15 protein-coding genes and 1 other RNA gene are annotated in these 17899 nt (G+C 58.8%); 13 read left to right on the top strand and 3 right to left on the bottom strand.

What is annotated here, in order from left to right:
* Window positions 1-336: 336 nt before the first annotated feature.
* Window positions 337-687, bottom strand: a transfer-messenger RNA (tmRNA) gene (gene ssrA / locus RBQ93_RS05435).
* 33 nt (window positions 688-720) lie between these two features.
* Entirely contained in the window at window positions 721-1176 is a 456-nt protein-coding gene (smpB, locus tag RBQ93_RS05430) for an SsrA-binding protein SmpB (RefSeq protein ID WP_320371023.1), read from the bottom strand.
* Between the two features lie 181 nt (window positions 1177-1357).
* Here smpB and corA point away from each other — a divergent pair, with 181 nt between their 5' ends.
* From corA to RBQ93_RS05395, 7 genes are all read left to right on the top strand, one after another.
* Window positions 1358-2311 (top strand): magnesium/cobalt transporter CorA, encoded by a 954-nt coding sequence (corA, locus tag RBQ93_RS05425; protein WP_320371022.1) that lies wholly within the window; start codon window positions 1358-1360, stop codon window positions 2309-2311.
* Window positions 2312-2340: 29 nt separating this feature from the next.
* Window positions 2341-5022, top strand: coding sequence for a [protein-PII] uridylyltransferase (gene glnD / locus RBQ93_RS05420; RefSeq protein WP_413818354.1), 2682 nt, complete (start codon window positions 2341-2343; stop codon window positions 5020-5022).
* Window positions 5019-5906, top strand: coding sequence for a site-specific tyrosine recombinase XerD (gene xerD / locus RBQ93_RS05415; RefSeq protein WP_320371020.1), 888 nt, complete (start codon window positions 5019-5021; stop codon window positions 5904-5906). The genes glnD and xerD overlap by 4 nt, the downstream gene beginning before the upstream one ends.
* A 303-nt stretch (window positions 5907-6209) precedes the next feature.
* Window positions 6210-7523 carry a lysine 2,3-aminomutase gene (gene ablA / locus RBQ93_RS05410; RefSeq protein WP_320371019.1) on the top strand — a complete coding sequence of 438 codons (1314 nt, stop codon included), beginning with the start codon at window positions 6210-6212 and terminating at the stop codon, window positions 7521-7523.
* Window positions 7516-8379 carry a putative beta-lysine N-acetyltransferase gene (gene ablB / locus RBQ93_RS05405; protein ID WP_320371018.1) on the top strand — a complete coding sequence of 288 codons (864 nt, stop codon included), beginning with the start codon at window positions 7516-7518 and terminating at the stop codon, window positions 8377-8379. Before ablA ends, ablB begins: the two co-directional genes overlap by 8 nt.
* Window positions 8372-8998 carry a MarC family protein gene (locus RBQ93_RS05400; protein ID WP_320371017.1) on the top strand — a complete coding sequence of 209 codons (627 nt, stop codon included), beginning with the start codon at window positions 8372-8374 and terminating at the stop codon, window positions 8996-8998. Before ablB ends, RBQ93_RS05400 begins: the two co-directional genes overlap by 8 nt.
* A 55-nt stretch (window positions 8999-9053) precedes the next feature.
* A complete protein-coding gene (locus RBQ93_RS05395) occupies window positions 9054-9782 on the top strand; it encodes a YdiY family protein (RefSeq protein WP_320371016.1) in 729 nt (242 codons plus the stop codon).
* Window positions 9783-9848: 66 nt separating this feature from the next.
* On the opposite strand, the gene RBQ93_RS05390 is transcribed toward RBQ93_RS05395, so the two are convergent.
* On the bottom strand, window positions 9849-10172 hold the full coding sequence (locus tag RBQ93_RS05390) for a hypothetical protein (RefSeq protein WP_320371015.1): 324 nt from the start codon (window positions 10170-10172) through the stop codon (window positions 9849-9851).
* Window positions 10173-10352: 180 nt separating this feature from the next.
* On the opposite strand from RBQ93_RS05390, the gene RBQ93_RS05385 reads away from it, so the two are divergent.
* From RBQ93_RS05385 to RBQ93_RS05360, 6 genes are all read left to right on the top strand, one after another.
* On the top strand, window positions 10353-11123 hold the full coding sequence (locus tag RBQ93_RS05385) for an MBL fold metallo-hydrolase (protein ID WP_320371014.1): 771 nt from the start codon (window positions 10353-10355) through the stop codon (window positions 11121-11123).
* A gap of 24 nt (window positions 11124-11147) precedes the next feature.
* Window positions 11148-12443, top strand: a complete 1296-nt coding sequence (purB, locus tag RBQ93_RS05380) for an adenylosuccinate lyase (protein ID WP_320371013.1) — start codon at window positions 11148-11150, stop codon at window positions 12441-12443.
* Window positions 12436-13548 carry a mechanosensitive ion channel family protein gene (locus RBQ93_RS05375; protein ID WP_320371012.1) on the top strand — a complete coding sequence of 371 codons (1113 nt, stop codon included), beginning with the start codon at window positions 12436-12438 and terminating at the stop codon, window positions 13546-13548. The genes purB and RBQ93_RS05375 overlap by 8 nt, the downstream gene beginning before the upstream one ends.
* A gap of 63 nt (window positions 13549-13611) precedes the next feature.
* Window positions 13612-16602: a phosphoribosylformylglycinamidine synthase subunit PurL gene (purL, locus tag RBQ93_RS05370; protein WP_320371011.1), complete on the top strand. Its 2991-nt coding sequence runs from the start codon at window positions 13612-13614 to the stop codon at window positions 16600-16602.
* Window positions 16603-16634: 32 nt separating this feature from the next.
* Window positions 16635-17225 carry a BglII/BstYI family type II restriction endonuclease gene (locus RBQ93_RS05365; RefSeq protein WP_320371010.1) on the top strand — a complete coding sequence of 197 codons (591 nt, stop codon included), beginning with the start codon at window positions 16635-16637 and terminating at the stop codon, window positions 17223-17225.
* Entirely contained in the window at window positions 17225-17893 is a 669-nt protein-coding gene (locus RBQ93_RS05360; RefSeq protein ID WP_320371008.1) for an MT-A70 family methyltransferase, read from the top strand. The genes RBQ93_RS05365 and RBQ93_RS05360 overlap by 1 nt, the downstream gene beginning before the upstream one ends.
* Window positions 17894-17899: the final 6 nt, after the last annotated feature.

Raw genomic sequence — 17899 nt, 5'->3', positions numbered from 1 at the left:
CGCTTCTTTTCATGGCCGAGGCGGGCGATTTCGAAAAAAACGTCCGGTTGCGGCATCGAACGATGACCTAAGACAACCGCCCAAAATGGCAATCAGCCGCAAACCCATATCAATCAAGGATGTAGCTTTCCGGACGAGCTTCGGACTTGGTCCGGAGAAAACAGAGAATCAGGGGCCAAACAGAGAAAGAAAGGCTGGAAGATGGGGAGAATCGATGGTGCGGAGAGGTGCTTTGGAAAGATGTGAAACGGGCGCAAACCCTTTAGAAACAAGGGGAAAAAGAAAACCCGTCACCCCGGAGAATGACTCCAGAGAGACGGGTTTGTCTTTTGTTAATGGTGGAGGCGGTGGGAGTCGAACCCACGTCCGAAAGACCTACGACCAGAGCTACTACACCGTTAGTCCGTTGATCAATTTAGTCGGCAGGCTGTACAGCGGACAAGACAGCCTGACAACGGTCCCTGGATTTCAGACGACGTAGCGGGCATACGCAATCCAATTCGGTAGTGAATGACGGTCCCTTCCTACCACCGACATCTCAGTCGGGACCGCCTGTTAAGCAGCTAGTGCAACAGGAGTGTTATAATTGTCGGCAATTAATGCCATGCAGGTTTATTAAGGTCGGCCACCTGCCCCGACCCGGTGCAACCCAGGAGTTCATTCCCCCGTCGAAACCTTTACGCCCCCATTTGTCAAAGATCTTTACAAAATTAGTGTACTCTATCGCGCCTTAATTTTAAAGTCTTTTGACAGCTCGCGCTTCATATCCTTCTTTTTCAGGTCTTCACGTTTGTCGTGCAGCTTCTTGCCCTTGGCCACACCCACTTCCACCTTGACCTTGCCGTCTTTGAAATAGAGCCTGAGCGGCACCGCGGTGCAGCCGTCCTGCCGGATCCGGTCGTGCAGCTTGTCGATCTCGCGCTTGTGCAGCAGCAGCTTCCGGTGACGCTCCGGATCGTGGTTCTGGCGGTTGCCGAAGTCGTAAGGGGCGATATGCATATTATGCAGCCAGGCCTCGCCATTCCTTACAATCACAAAGGCATCGGCCAGGTTGGCCTTGCCGGACCGCAGCGATTTCACCTCGGTGCCCACCAGCACAAGGCCGGCCTCCAGCCGTTCTTCTATATGGTATTCGTGGAAGGCGCGCTTGTTGGCGCAGATCAGTTTCTCAGCCATAGTGCTGATGACTGTAGCAGAGCCGGACCAAAAAGGGAATCGCCGGAAACGTTTCGTAACCGTAACCTTATGAGCGGCCCAAAGGCCACCTCTTCGATTGACAAGCGACTGCAGGGCAGACTATACAAAACTGCTAGGGTTTCCAACCGCTCCACCAGGATCTCTTTGGAGGGATTCCGCTATGATTAAAGTCTACTATAACGCCAATGGGGTTATCTCCAGCCATCTGATCAGCGGTGATGAGATCGATCTGATCGAATCCAGGCAGTTGATCTGGGTGGATATGCTCTCCCCCAGCATGGCCGAGGTGGCCCAGCTGGACAAGAAGCTGGGGCTGGACCTGCCGACCCGCCAGGAGACTGAGGAGATCGAGTTCTCGGCCCGCTACTGGGAGGACGAGTACGGCATCACCATCAACACCTATTTTCTGGTGAAGCACGGTATTACCGCCAGCAACGAATCGGTCTCGTTCACCCTTAAAGACAACTTTGTGGTCACCATCCGCTTCATCGAGCTGCCGGTGTTCGGCGACTTTACCCGCAAACTGCTGCTGAACCCCAGCCACTATACCGATGGTGCCCGGGTGATGGGCGGCATCTTGGAGATGCGGATCGAGGATGATGCCGATACGCTGGAGGCGGTCTCCCGCGAGATTGCCGGCATTGCCCGACTGAACCCCAGCAACTTCGACGACACCAAGCAGTTCCTGTCGATGATCGCCGACTTCGAGGCCACCAACATCACCATCCGTGAGAACCTGACCGACAAGCAGCGGGTGTTGTCGTCGCTCTTAAAGAGCAGCAAGATGCCAAGTTCGCTGAAGAGCGACTTCAGCATCATGATCAAGGACGTCAACTCGCTGGTGACCACCGCCAATTTCAACTTTGAGCGGCTGGATTATCTGCAGAACCTGTTCCTGAACTTCATGAGTATTGAGCAGAACAAGGTGATCAAGATCTTTACCGTGATGTCGGTGATCTTCCTGCCACCAACCCTGATCGCCAGTATCTACGGCATGAACTTCAGGTATATGCCTGAACTGGAACAGGGCTTCGGCTATCCGCTGGCCCTGGGCATGATCGTGATCTCGGCCGTGCTGCCGCTGTATATCTTTAAGCGCAAGGGGTGGCTGTAACCCCTATGACCGTTGTCACACCGGACCACATGCCCCTGCCTGCATTGCAGATTCCAGCGCCTGACGGACGCGGTTTCGATGACCGCCGTCCGCAGATTCTGGAGGCCTGCAAACAGTATCTGTCCGCATCCCACGAACTGATCCGCCAGCACCACAGCGCCGGGGCCAGCGGCACCGAGGTAGTGCACCAGCTGTCGGCCATGATGGACCGGATGGTGGTAGGCCTTTATCAGGAGCTGTCAACGGTGGTCGATGGTTCGCACCAGGGCCATCTGACCCTGGTGGCAGTGGGCGGCTACGGTCGAGGCGAGTTGAACCCCTACTCCGATGTGGACATCATGTTCCTGCACGATGGCAGCCTGGCGCCGGAACGGGTGGAGGCCTTTGCCCAGAAGCTGCTCTATTTCCTGTGGGACCTGCGGCTGGATGTGGGCTACTCGGTGCGCACCATTGCCGACTGCATCGAGATGGCCGCAGCCGACACCACCGTCAAGACCGCTCTGATGGACTGCCGCCTGTTGACCGGCCATCCGCCATTGTTTGAGGCACTGCACAAGACCGTCTTTTCCCAGATCCTGACCAAATCAAGCGACAGCTTCATCAAGCAGAAGATCGCCGAGATGAAGAAACGCCGCGAGAAGTACGGCGACACGATCTACCTGCTGGAGCCCAACATCAAGGAGGGCGAAGGTGGCCTGCGGGACCTGCAGACCGCCCTGTGGGTGACGCGGGTCAAGTTCAAGTTCAACGATCCGCGGGAACTGATCGTCAAGGGGGTCATCTCCGAGGAGGAGCTGGAGGTCTATCGCGCCGCCCTGGACCATCTCTGGCGACTGCGCAACGAACTGCATTTCCATACCCGCCGCAAGTCTGATCAGATCAACTTCGATCTACAGGTGCATCTGGCCGCCTTCCTCGGCTACAAGGATCGCGGCAAGGTATTGGCGGTGGAAGACTTCATGCGGGATTACTACCGCCACGCCGCCCGGGTGGAGCATTTTGCCTCGACCCTGGTATCACGCTGCATCTGGCGCGACGAGGGCGGGCTCAAGGTCCTGGGCTACTTCGTGCGGCGGCCGGTGGGTGACGGCTGCTTCGTGCTGAAGGGCGAGTTGATCATCCCGGACGAGTCGGTGGTGGAGAAGGATCCTGCGGTACTGATGCGGATCTTCGAGCTGGCCCAGAAACATGGCGTCAGCCTTAACATACGGGTCAAGTGGCTGATCCGGCGCTCGCTGTACCTGGTCAACGACAAGTTCCGCCGCAACCGCGAGGTCAACCAGTCGTTCCTGAACATCCTGCGCTCCGAAAAAGGGGTTACTGCCACCCTGCGCCTGATGCACCACCTGGAGTTCCTGAACGAGTACATCCCCGAGTTCGAACATATCTACTGCAAGGTGCAGCACGACCTGTACCATATCTACACCGTGGATATTCACACCCTGTTCGCCGTGGAGCAGGCCGAACAGATCCTGAACGGCGAGCTGAGCGAGACCCTGTCGTTACCCTGTGCCGTGGCCCGACAGATCGGCAAACGGGAGCTGCTGCTGCTGGCGGTGCTGTTCCATGATATCGGCAAGGGCGAGGGGGGTGGCCATGCCGAGAAGGGCGCGGCCATGATCCCCACCATTGCCCGCCGGATGGGACTTTCCAAGGAGGGGACCGAGCGGCTGGAGTTCCTGGTGCGGCAGCATCTGCTGTTTGCCCACATCGCCCAACGCCGCGACCTGTCCGATGAGAAGATGCTGCTGCAGTTTGCCCGCCAGATGGGTACCAGCGAAAACCTGAAGATGCTCTACCTTTTGACGATAGCAGATATACGGGCCGTGGGGTCCGATGTCTGGACCACCTGGAAGGCGACCCTGCTGAACGAGCTGTACGAAAAGGCCTTCAGCATCCTGGAGCGTGGCAACTTCGAACTTGAAGCCAGCGGCGAGCGGGCCCGCGCCATCCGCCGCACCGTGCGCGAGATGGTGGAATACGACATACCGGCCACCGTTGCCCGCGAAGAGCTGCGCAGCCTGCCGATCCGTTACCTGCTTTCCACGCCGGTGAAGGTGATTGCCGAACAGCTACGACTGCTGGTGGGCCTCAATGATCGCGACCTGGTGCTGAAGGTGCGTCACGAACCTGACTACGGCTATTCAGAGGTCACCATCTGCACCTTTGATGTCTACGGCCTGTTCGCCATGTTGACCGGCGTCATGGCGGCCAACGGCGTCAACATCCTGGGGGCCCAGATCAACACCAGCAAGAAGGGCAAGGTGCTGGACATCCTGCAGGTCAATTCCAGCCAGGGGCTGGTAATCACCGATGAACGCCGCTGGCAGAAGGTGGAAGCTGACCTTGCCGGCGTGCTGAACGGTACGGTTGCCGTTGAGAAACTGGTGGAAATGCGGGAGCGGCCCACTCTGCTGACCGCCAAGCCGGCCCCCAAGGTACCCACCCGTATCGATATCGACAATGACGTATCCGATGAATACACGGTCATCGACATCTACACCCACGACAAAGTGGGGCTTCTGTACCTGATAACCAGCACCCTCAACCGCCTTGGGCTCTACATCGGCGTCTCCAAGATCTCCACCAAGGTGGACCAGGTGGCCGACGTCTTCTACGTACGCGACATCTTCGGCCACAAGATTACGGCGGATGAAAAGCTGGCCGAGCTCAAGTCAACCCTGGCCCAGGCCATCGACGACTGGCAATGAACCGCTTTCTGGACCTGTTTCTGGCCTGGCTGGTGGCTGAAAAAGGACTCTCCTCCAATACCCGCAGCGCCTACGCCGCCGACCTGGGCCGCTATCTCGACTTCATCGACAACCGCCAGCGCCTTACACCTGACAGCATAGCTTCCAGCGACATTGCCGATTTCCTCGCCACAGAGCGCGAACGGGGCCTGGCCCCCCGCAGCCGGGCCCGGTTGCTGTCCGCCATCCGGATGTTTCATAAATTCCTGTTGATCGAACGCTATGCCACCCTCAACCCGGTAACCATCATCGAGGCGCCGCGCACCCTCAAGAAACTGCCCTCCTTTCTGACCACCGCCGAGGTTGAAGCTCTGCTGGCGGCCACCTGCGGCGAACGGCCCGAAGACATCCGCGACCGGGCCATGCTGGAGTTGCTCTACGCCACCGGTCTACGGGTATCTGAGCTGGTTAACCTGAAAAAGCGGGAGTTGAACCTGGAGGTCGGCTACCTGATGACGGTGGGCAAGGGCAACAAGGAGCGGCTGGTGCCGGTGGGCGAGGCGGCCCGTCAGCGGGTCGTGGACTACGTGGAACGGGTCCGCAATCGTCAGGACCCGGAGGGCGTACGCGAAAAACTCTTTCTGTCCCGGCTGGGCGAAGGCATGACCCGCCAGGCCTTCTGGAACATCATCAAAAAACGGGCGCTGCTGGCCGGGGTGCGCACCAGCATCTCGCCCCACACCCTGCGCCACTCCTTTGCCACCCACCTGCTGGCCAATGGCGCCGACCTGCGCAGCGTGCAGATGATGCTGGGCCATGCCGACCTCTCCACCACCCAGATCTACACCCATGTGACCCAGGAACGGCTGAAACAGCTGCACCGCCAGTTACACCCCCGCGGATAACTGTGTACTGAACTGACGGCGACACGCTTCGGCCAGTGGAACACGCTCTAGGCCTGCAACCATCACCCTATTTCCCTGCTGCATCCGATAGCCGCACAGCCGCCACGAGAAGATCAGACTTGACATATTGGTTAGCATAGCTAATAATTAGCCAGCCAAACAAACTACGTGGATGCACAGTCACGCAACGGATGCTGGCGCCCATGCCGCGCCACGGCCACCCCGCCCCTTACCCAAATTACCCGCGCCCCGCATTGAGAACGCTGCAGACCGCTGCATACCACGACCTAAAAAGGAGGGGTAATGTCTATCTATTCCCCAAAGCAACAGCAAATAGCCGGCAAAATCGAGTCCAAACCGGCTCTCTCCAACTGGAAGGACTGGAAGTGGCAGCTCAGGCATTCGGTACGGGATATCGGCACCTTTGAACGCCTGCTGGGCATCAGGCTGCCGGCAGAACTGAAAGAGCAGTGCACCCAGACCCTGGAAAAATTCCCCCTGGCCGTCACCCCCTACTACCTGTCCCTGATCAACCGCCAGAACTATGCCCAGGATCCGGTGTTCCGTCAGTCCTTCCCGTCACCACAGGAGCTGCAGATGGGGCAGTGCGATATGGCGGATCCGCTCGCCGAAGACGAAGACAGCCCGGTTGCCGGCATCACCCATCGCTATCCCGACCGAGTCCTGTTTCATATCAGCAACATCTGCGCCATGTACTGCCGCCACTGCACCCGCAAACGCAAGGTGGGAGACACCGATTCAATTCCGCAACGCGAAGAGATTGAGAAGGGGCTGGCCTACATCCGCAGCACGCCGGTGATCCGGGACGTGCTGTTATCCGGCGGCGACCCGCTCATGCTCTCCGACGAGCACCTCGACTGGATTCTGACGGAACTGCGCGCCATTCCCCACGTCCAGGTGATCCGGATCGGCAGCCGGATGCCGGTTGTGCTGCCCTATCGCATCACTGACAAGCTGGTGAGCATGCTCAAAAAACACCATCCGGTCTGGCTCAACACCCATTTCAACCACCCCAGCGAGATCACCAGCTCGGCCAAGGAGGCGCTGGCCAAACTGGCTGATGCCGGTATCCCCCTGGGTAATCAGACCGTGTTACTGGCCGGCGTCAACGACTGCCCGCTGATCATCAAGACACTGGTCCAGCGCCTGGTTGAGAACCGGGTACGCCCCTACTACCTGTACCAATGCGACCTTTCGGAGGGCTTGACCCATTTTCGCACACCGGTCGGCAAGGGGATGGAGATCATGGAAAGCCTGATCGGCCATACCAGCGGCTTCGCTGTGCCGACCTATGTGATTGACGCGCCTGGAGGCGGCGGCAAGATTCCGGTCATGCCGAATTACCTGATTACGCTGGCCACCAACAAGGTGGTGTTGCGTAATTACGAAGGGGTCATCACCACCTACCAGGAACCTGAATCCTATGAGCCGACCTTTTGCGACCGCAACTGCGCCGACTGTCATCTTGACCTCCATATTGAAGGTGGCGCCGAATACGAGGCCATCGGCATCGAGCGACTGTTGTCGGATTATGACGCTACCATTTCACTGACACCGGAAGACAACGAGCGGATGAAACGGAGGAATGATGACTGACCAGATCAGCACCATCGGCGCATCAGTGGTGCAGCACGGGAAATACAACGACCGGGTGTATCTGATGAAGCTGGCCCTGCAGGACAGTCCGGCAATCATCGATGTCATCAACAGGCTGGCGACGCAGCAGGGTTACTCAAAGATATTCGCCAAGCTGCCGGCCCCTGCATCCGAACCGTTCCTGGCAGACGGCTATCGCATCGAGGCAACCATTCCGGGATTTTTTCAGGAAGACGACGCCTGCTTGCTCGGCAAATACTTCACCGAACAGCGCATGGCCGAAAGCAACCCGGAGCTGGTGCACGATGTGCTGCAGACCGCGCTCAGGCAACCGCTCGCCGCAACCAGACCACTGCCCGACGGGCTGGTCTGCCGCATGGCCGACCAGCATGACGCCGACGCCATGGCAGCGCTGTATCGGCTGATCTTTGCCAGCTACCCGTTCCCGATCACTGACCCAGACTACCTGCGAGCATGCATGCGCAACACGGTGTTTTTCGGCATCTGGGCGGGCCAAAAACTGGTAGCGCTGTCGTCGGCAGAGATCGATCAGGAAACGAGCAGTGTTGAGATGACCGATTTTGCAACCCTGGAGGCATACCGTGGCCACGGACTGGCCCGCTACCTGTTGCAGCAGATGGAGCGGGAGATGGTGCAGCGGGGCATCGTTACCTGGTACACCATTGCGCGGGCCTGCTCATACGGCATGAACAACACCTTCGCCAAAAGCGGCTATGGCTATGCCGGCACCCTGACCAACAACACCCAGATCTCCGGTGGCCTGGAGAGCATGAACGTCTGGTACAAACGGCAGCCCAACGAGCCGGCAGGAGACGGGACGGCAGCTCATGACTGACTTTCTCAGGTCAGCAACCCTGCTGTTCATGCTGCTTAACCCGTTCCTGCTGGTGGTGTATCTGATTGATGTCTTTGACAAGCTGCAGCCGGCCACCTTCAGGGCGGTCATCATCCGGGCAGGGGTGATCAGCATCGGTGTTTTTTCTGCAGCGGCGCTGCTGGGTGACATGCTCTTCAAGGATCTGATGCAGGCCCAGTTTGCATCATTCCAGCTGTTCGGCGGCGTGGTCTTTCTGATCATCGGCCTGCGCTTTGTGTTTGAGGGCAACTCAGCCATCAAGGGACTGCGCGGCGAATCTCGCTACATTGCCGGTTCGATCGCCATGCCGTTGATGATCGGCCCGGGGACCATCAGCGCCAGTATTCTGGCGGGAAAGCGACTGAGCCAGCCCGCGGCGGTCGGCGCCATCACCACTGCCGTGCTGGCCTGCGTCGGGATCATGATTCTGCTCAAGTACATGCATGACTACGTCCGCTCCCGCAACGCAGAACTGGTGCAGCGTTACATGGATATCGCCGGCCGGGTCACCGCACTGGTGGTGGGCACCTTTGCCATTGAGATGATCATGCGTGGCCTGGCGGCCTGGGCTGCTGCCATTGCAGGGAATCAGGTGTGAGAGCAGGTTTACGCCACCCACGCTGCAGGACCTGCTGTTAAGGAGGGTTGTCACTATGAAGTCGGTTGTTCTGTTGCACCTGCTGGTGCTGGGCATCACCTGCGGCACCGCCTGGGCAGAGACACCTGCCAAACGGTGGAGTAACCGGGCTGAGGTATCTTTTATCCGTACCGGCGGCAACACCGATGTCACCACGTTGTCGCTCAAAAATCTGTTTAGCTACACCATCACCGACCCGCTCAGCATTTCAGCGAAGCTTGAAGCGCTTAACTCAAAAGAAGGCGGTTCACAGACCGCGGAACGCTATCTGGCCGAATTGCGGGTCGATTATCTGTTCACCCAGCGCATGTATGGCATCGCTTCGACAGCATGGCTGCGCGACACATTTGCCGGCATTGCTACCCACTATGACGGCAACCTGGGGGGTGGCTACAAATTTGTGGATGGCCCCCGCCACACCCTGCTGGGGGAAGCCGGCGCGACCTACACCTACGAGGAATACACCAATGGCAGCACTGACAACTACCCGGGGGCTCGGTTGTTCGGTAAGTACCGCTTTGCCTTTGCTGAAAAAAATGCCTTCACCCAGTCGGTTGAATACCTGCAGAGCCTTGACCAGACGTCACGACAGGTGATCACCTCTGAAACTGCCGTCATAGCAGCGCTGAACAGCATCTTTTCGCTTAAGACCAGTTACACTTTGCGCTTCCACAGCAAGCCGGTTCCCGCTGACCTGAAAAAGACCGATACAATCCTGGAGATGGCCCTGGTGGCATCCTTCTGACCTGGAATCGGCTGTCTGCATGCCTCGGCGAAACGGTTGCAACGGCTGGCTTCCCGGGGTAGCCGCCTAGCGCCTGCCTCGCCCCCGCCGTTTTTTGGGTTCTTCAACCGGCCCCGGCTGAACACTCTTCAGCGCTACCCGGTAGCCGCAATCATCGGGCAGCCAGTCCAGAGTGCAGACCAGGGCCGGCGTCAGGGCGATGCACTCAGGGTTGATCCGGGCACGGTTCTCGAATACCTTGCAGGTGCGGCTGTCCAGGTCCAGGTAACGACAGGCGGTGGTGGTGTAGGTCACCCGGCCACGCTCATCTTCAAGCTTCTCAAAGCAGCAGCGGCCGCATTGGCGGCAAAGCGCATCCCAGGTCTCTTTGTCAAGCATCTGTTCTGTCATTGCGCTACCATAACCAGCCTCCAGCGCCCTGTCAATTCCAGTAGGCCAGCACAGCAGCTCTGTGCGCTAAAGCCGCTGAAAAGTGGGCCCGCCACAGTAGACCGGCGGGATAAACAACCATTTCAACGGCTTCCACGTCTGCCTTGCCACGGCACGGGAACTTCCTGTATATATGTTCGGATGAAAATCTGTTCACTGGCCAGCGGCAGCAAGGGCAACTGCCTGTATCTTGAGACCGGCGAAACCCGGCTGCTGGTGGATGCAGGGCTGTCGCTGCGGGAGCTGACCACACGACTCCTTACGGTCGGGGTTGCCCCGGAAACGATCAACGCCGTACTGGTTACCCACGAACATCTGGACCATATCCGCAGCGCCGGCTCCTTTGCCCGGCGCTATCAGGTGCCGGTGCTGGTCAGCTACGCCACCCGCCAGGCTGCAGCCAGCTACCTGAAAAAGGCCCCCTTGCTGGAGTTTGAGACCGGCTACGCCTTTGCCTTCCGCGACTGCATGGTGGACCCCTTTCCGGTGACCCACGACTGCAGCGACCCGGTTGGTTTTCTGGTGGAATCCAGCGAAGGGCGCTTTGGCAGCGCCACTGACCTGGGGGTGGTGACCCGCCTGGTGCGGGACAAACTGCAGGGTTGCCGGGCCCTGAACCTTGAAGCGAACCACGACCCGGAGATGCTGCTGAACGGCCCCTACCCCTGGCACCTGAAACAGCGGATCAAATCACGGCATGGCCACCTCTCCAATCAGGAATCGCTGGAGCTGTTGCATGACCTGGCCCACGACGGCCTACAGGCGCTGGTGATGGCCCACCTCTCGGAGGTGAACAACCATCCCGACAAGGTGGCCGAGACCACCGCCTCATTTCTGAACGACCAAAACCGTTGCGCCCCTAAGATTGTGATCGGCGACCAGTATCAGGCCGGTCCGCTACTGGAACTATAAAACTACGCGAAGGAGTTTCTGTATATGATCCCCCGTTATACACGACCTGAGATGGCAAAAATCTGGGAACCGGAAAACCGCTTCCGCATCTGGCTTGAGATCGAGACCCTGGCCAGCGAGGCCCAGGCAGAGCTGGGCGTAATCCCCAAGGAAGTCATCCCGGTGATCCGCGAGAAGGGCAACTTCGACATCGCCCGTATCGATGCCATCGAGGCCGAGGTCAAGCATGACGTGATCGCCTTCCTGACCTCGGTGGCCGAGTTCGTCGGCCCGGAGGCCCGCTTCATCCACCAGGGTATGACCTCTTCCGACGTGCTGGACACCTGCCTCTCGGTGCAGCTGGTGCAGGCCGCCGACGAGCTGCTGACCGACCTGGATCTGGTGCTGGCCTCGATCAAGGAACGGGCCTTTGAGCACAAGGACACGGTCTGCATGGGCCGTTCCCACGGCATCCATGCCGAGCCGGTTACCTTCGGCCTCAAGCTGGCATCCTTTTACGCCGAGATGGACCGCAACCGGACCCGTCTGCAGGCGGCCCGCGAAAACATCGCCACCGGCGCCATCTCCGGCGCGGTGGGCACCTTTGCCAACATCAACCCCTACGTTGAGGAATACGTCTGTAAAAAGATGGGCCTGAAACCCGAGCCGGTCTCGACCCAGGTCATCCCCCGCGACCGTCACGCCGAGTATTTCTGCGCCCTGGCCATCATCGCCTCCTCCATGGAGCGGATCGCCATCGAGGTGCGCCACCTGCAACGCACCGAGGTGCTGGAGGCGGAGGAGCAGTTCACCAAGGGCCAAAAGGGCTCCTCGGCCATGCCCCACAAGCGCAACCCGATCCTGTCCGAGAACCTGACCGGCCAGGCCCGCTACATCAGGGCCCAGTGCATCCCAGCCCTGGAAAACGTGGCCCTGTGGCACGAGCGGGACATCTCCCACTCCTCGGTTGAGCGCTACATCGCGCCGGACGTCACCGTGGCCCTGGATTTCTCCCTGCGCCGTCTGAACGGCCTGATCAAGAACCTGGTGGTCTACCCGGACAACATGCTCAAGAACCTGAACCAGATGAAGGGGCTGGTCTTCTCGCAGAAGATCCTGCTGGACCTGACCCAGTCCGGCGTCTCCCGCGAGGATGCCTACCGCCTGGTGCAGAAAAACGCCATGAAGGTATGGGAAGAGGGCAAGGACTTCCAGACCGAGCTGCTGAACGACACCGAGGTGGTGGGCGCCCTGGGCCAGGACAAGATCCGTGAGTCCTTTGACCTGTCCTATCATCTCAAGCACGTCGATACTATCTTCAAGCGGGTGTTCGGTGCCTAGCCTGGTTGAGATGCTGATAGCCCTGTTTACACCGGGAACCACGGACGGCAGCGCCATCTTCTGGGCCAAGCACCTGCTGCTGGCCACCCTAGTGATGGGCTGCTTCTGGCTGCTGTCCCAGGCGGTGGCCTACATCATCAGCCACTGGGCCAGCCGGCTGACCGCCTTCACCCGCACCGACCTGGATGACCGGATTCTGAAACGGCTGGCCCCGTCCATTTCGCTCTTGATCACCCTGACCGGCGTCTACCTGGCGCTGCGCACCCTGCCCCTGCCGGAAAAGCTGCTGAAGACCTGCGCCGGCGGCCTGTTCATCATCAACGTCGTGATCATCTGCGTCATGCTCTACCGGGCCTTGAACGAGACCCTGCTCTGGTACGTAGAACGCAGCCAGGATCAGGGGGACGGCACGTTAGCCCGCCAGATGGTGCCGCTGGCCGAAAAGATCGTCATGCTGTTCATTGTCGGCGCGGCCCTGATCGTGGTGTTCAAGCATTTCCACTACGACGTCCTCTCGCTGGTGACCGCCTTAGGCATCGGCTCCCTGGCGATCGGTATGGCGGCCAAGGATACCCTGTCCCACGTCATCTCCGGCTTTACCCTGATGATTGACCGGCCGTTTCAGATCGGCGACCGGATCAAACTGGGCAACGGCCAGACCGGTGACGTGCTCGACATCGGCCTGCGCTCCACCAAGATCCAGGGGCTGGACACCACGGTGCTGATCATCCCCAACTCCGATCTGTGCAACTCCACCGTGATCAACATGGTCCGCCCCAGCTCGGTCATCCAGGGCCGTACCACGGTGGGGGTCGGCTACGACAGCGATGTGGAGCAGGTAAAGCGCGTGCTGCTGGAGATCGCCTGCAGCTGCGACGAGGTGCTGGACGAGCCGGCCCCGGTGGCGCTGTTCACCTCCTTCGGCGACAGCGCCCTCAGCATGCTGCTCCTGTTCTGGGTCAACAACCCGACCCGGCTGGGGGCCGTCACCGACCAGATCAACAGCGCCATTATCCGCCGCTTCCGCGAAGAACGGATCGAGATACCCTTCCCGATCCGCACGATACAGATGCAGACGCCGGAGACAGCCACCACCGTTCACTAACGACACGATGCAGAACATCTGACACACACGGCTCTACCCAATCACAACAGAAACAGGATCATCATGCCCAACAGAATCGAGATAGCCCTGAAAGACGGTGTGCGCGACTCCCGCGGCGAGCGGATCAAGCGCGAGATCGATCATTTTCTGCACCTGCCGGTGGGCAGTGTGCGTACCATCGACGTATTCACCGTTGACGCCGACCTGACCCGTGCCGAACTGGAGGCGACAGCCTCCGGCCCGTTCTGCGACCCGGTGATCCAGAGCTGGAGCATTGACCTGCCCCAGGCGATTGGCTTTGACTGGGCGGTTGAAGTGGGCTTCCGACCGGGAGTGACGGACAACGTGGGCCGTACCGCCCGCGAAGCGGTGGAATACCTGACCGGCCGACCCTTCGGCGAAGGTCAAGGGGTCTACTCCGGTGTCCAGTACCTGCTCTGCGGCCAGCTTTCCCGTGAGCAGGTGGAGACCATCGCCACCGGCCTGCTGTGCAACACCCTGATCCAGCGCTACAGCATCCTGTCGGCTGCTGATTTTGTGGCCAAACGCGGTTTCCCCACCACCATCCCCAAGGTAACCGGCGAGACCAAAGGCCAGGTGCGGGAGATCGATCTGGAGGTTACTGACGAGGAACTGCTGCGGATCAGCCGAGAGGGCGTACTGGCCCTGACCCTGGAGGAGATGAAGATCATCCAGGCCCACTACCGCGACCCAAAGGTGCTGGCTGAGCGGGCCCAGCAGGGCCTGGGCGCCAAGCCCACCGACGTGGAACTGGAATGCCTGGCCCAGACCTGGTCGGAACACTGCAAGCACAAGATCTTTGCCGCTACCGTGCAGTACGAGGATGAGCAGGGCAACCGGCAGGAGATCAAATCCCTGTTCAAGTCGTTCATCCAGCGCACCACCAAGGAGGTGCGCGAAAAGATGGGGGAGCAGGACTTCTGCCTGTCGGTCTTTAAAGACAACGCCGGGGTGATCACCTTTGACGACAACAACTCGCTGGTCTTCAAGGTGGAGACCCACAACTCGCCGTCGGCCCTTGATCCCTACGGCGGGGCGCTGACCGGCATCGTGGGGGTCAACCGCGACCCGTTCGGCACCGGCCAAGGTTCCAAGCTGATCTTCAACACCGATGTGTTCTGCTTTGCCGATCCGTTCTACGACAAACCGCTGCCCAGCCGCCTGCTGCATCCCCGCCGGATCTTCGAGGGGGTGGTGGAAGGGGTCGAGCATGGCGGCAACAAGTCCGGCATCCCCACCGTCAACGGCTCGATCGTGTTTGACGAACGTTTTGCCGGCAAGCCGCTGGTGTTCTGCGGCACCGCCGGCCTGATGCCGGCCCAGGTGAATGGTATCCCCGGCCACGAGAAGAGCATCCAGCCCGGTGACCTGATCGTGATGACCGGCGGCCGGATCGGTAAGGACGGCATCCACGGCGCCACCTTCTCTTCCGAGGAGCTGAACGAAAACTCCCCGGTTACCGCCGTGCAGATCGGTGACCCGATCACCCAGAAGCGGATGTTCGACTTCCTGATCCGGGCCCGCGATAAAGGCCTGTACCGTTTCATCACCGACAACGGCGCCGGCGGCCTCTCCTCCTCTATCGGCGAGATGTCCGGCGAGTGCAACGGTTGCCGGATGGACCTGGCCAAGGCCCCACTGAAATACCCCGGCCTTGATCCCTGGGAGATCCTGATCTCCGAGGCCCAGGAGCGGATGTCGCTGGCCGTGCCGCCGGAAAAGCTGGACGAATTCATGGCCATGGCCACACGCTTCGGTTGCGAGGCCACCGTGCTGGGCGAGTTCACCGACAGCGGCACCTTCCATATCCTGTATGGCGACAAGACCGTGGCCTGGCTGCCGATGGCCTTCATGCACGAGGGTCTGCCGCCGATGCAGATCCCGGCCAAGTGGCAGCCGCCGGTCAACCCCGAGGCCCCGGCCCAGGACAAGGACGACTGGACCCCTGACCTGCTTACACTCTTGGGCCGCCTCAACATCTGCTCCAAGGAATCGGTGGTACGGCGCTACGACCACGAGGTGCAGGGCGGTTCGGTGGTCAAGCCGTTCAGCGGCGTGACCAACGACGGCCCCTCCGATGCGGCCGTGGTGCGGCCGATCCTTGACTCCTTCAAAGGGGTGGTGGTCTCCCACGGTATCTGCCCGCGCTACTCCGACATCGACGCCTACCACATGGCCGCCAACGCCATCGACGAGGCGCTGCGCAACTACGTGGCGGTGGGCGGCAACCCGGAACACTGGGCAGGTCTGGACAACTTCTGCTGGTGCGACCCGGTGCTATCCGAAAAAACTCCGGACGGCCCCTACAAGATGGCTCAGCTGGTGCGGGCCAACCAGGCGCTGCTGGACTACTGCGTGCCGCTCAACCTGCCGCTGATCTCCGGCAAGGACTCGATGAAGAACGACTTCTACGACGGCACCACCAAGATCTCGATCCCGCCCACCCTGCTGTTCTCGGTGATCGGCACCATTCCCGATGCCAGAAACGCCGTCACCATGGACTTCAAACGGCCCGGCGACATCATCTGCCTGCTGGGGGACACCAGGGACGAACTGGGCGGTTCCGAATACCTGGCCATGCAGGGCTACACCGGCAATAAGGTGCCCCAGGTGGATGTCGGCTCGGCGCTGAGACGCTATCAGGCGCTGCACCAGGCGATTATGAGCGGATTAGTGGCCTCGGCCCACGACCTGTCCGACGGCGGTCTGGCCGTAGCCCTGGCGGAGAGCGCCTTTGCCGGCGGCTTTGGCTGCCGGGTCGAGCTGGCCAATGTCCCCTTTGATGGTGATACACGTTACCGGACCGATGAGGTGCTGCTGTTCTCGGAAAGCGCCTCCCGCCTGTTGATAACGGTCCACCCGGCCCAGTGGTCGGCCTTTGAGGAGGCCATGGCCGGTACGGCCTTCCGTCAGATCGGCCAGGTGACCGAGAGCGATGCGCTGACCATCGCCGGCCTGTCCGGCAAGACCGTCCTGCACAGCAGCCTGGCAGAACTGAAGACCGCCTGGCAACGCACCCTGAAGGAGCTGTAGGGGTATGAACACCCTATATTTCGGAGTTAATTATGGCTATTGATTTGCTTCCTGAATATATTCGCCAAAATTATGAGGTTCACGAGTGGAAGCATGCCTGTGCTATATTGAAGAGCGACTTCACCACTGAATGGCATGATATTATTTCTGTGTTAACAGAGTTTCGTTTAAAAAAAAGCTGGATCACTGTAGGCGGTGGTAGAAAATCGAAAGTTGCTGAGTCCATCGATAGCGCTTTTGCCGAAAAGGGTTGGATTGAAAAATCATTTGAGACAAAAGTTATTGTTGATGCACATCAAATGGACTCGCCAACTCACAAGGTAGACTGCTATAAAAACCGAGTTGCATTGGAAATTGAATGGAATAACAAAGACCCATTCTTCGACAGAGATCTCAACAACTTCAGACTTCTATTCGATCTCAGAGCAATCTGCGCTGGCATTATTATTACGCGGTGCGACGAACTGCAGGATATATTTGATAGCTTGCAACGCGGTTCTTCTTACGGATCTTCTACTACCCACATGAGTAAATTGTTACCAAGGATTGAAGGCGGTGGCGGTGCTGGGTGCCCGCTCCTTGTGTTTGGAATTAAAAAATCGCTGTACCTTGAGGATTGCTAATGATTGAAGCTATACAGGACTTCAAAAGAAGAGTTAACGGAGAGTTTGGGACTATTCTTGCTGACCCTCCTTGGCAGTTTAATAATAGGACAGGCAAAATGGCGCCAGAGCATCAACGACTGCTTCGCTATCCAACTATGAACTTAGAAGACATCATGTCACTTCCTGTCCAAGATATTGCAGCGCAGCAAAGTCATCTCTATCTGTGGGTTCCGAACGCTCTTCTTGCAGAAGGGCTTGAAGTTATGAAACGCTGGGGTTTTACTTATAAAAGCAACCTTGTCTGGTACAAGACAAGAAAAGACGGTGGCCCTGATGGCCGTGGCGTTGGATTCTATTTTCGTAATGTTACTGAATTAATTCTTTTTGGCATACGCGGCAAATTAAGAACACTGGATGCCGGAAGACGCCAGGTAAATATTATTGCGTCAAATAAACGCGAGCATTCTAGAAAACCTGACGAACAATACAAGCTCATTGAATCATGTAGTCCTGGCCCATATCTCGAACTTTTTTGCCGTCACCCTCAACCAGGCTGGATGGCTTGGGGAAACGAGATCTCTGATGAGGGAACAAAGAGAAACGGAATCGTTTGGAACAAACAAAAAGTTATTGAACCTCCACAACCACGTTTATTCGAGAAACCTCCCAAATATAGTGCCAAATAACCATAA

The organism is Trichlorobacter sp. (assembly GCF_034008105.1).
Taxonomy (GTDB): domain Bacteria; phylum Desulfobacterota; class Desulfuromonadia; order Geobacterales; family Pseudopelobacteraceae; genus Trichlorobacter.
The sequence above is the reverse complement of the archived record's forward strand: the minus strand, read 5'-3'. Positions and strand labels throughout refer to the sequence as shown.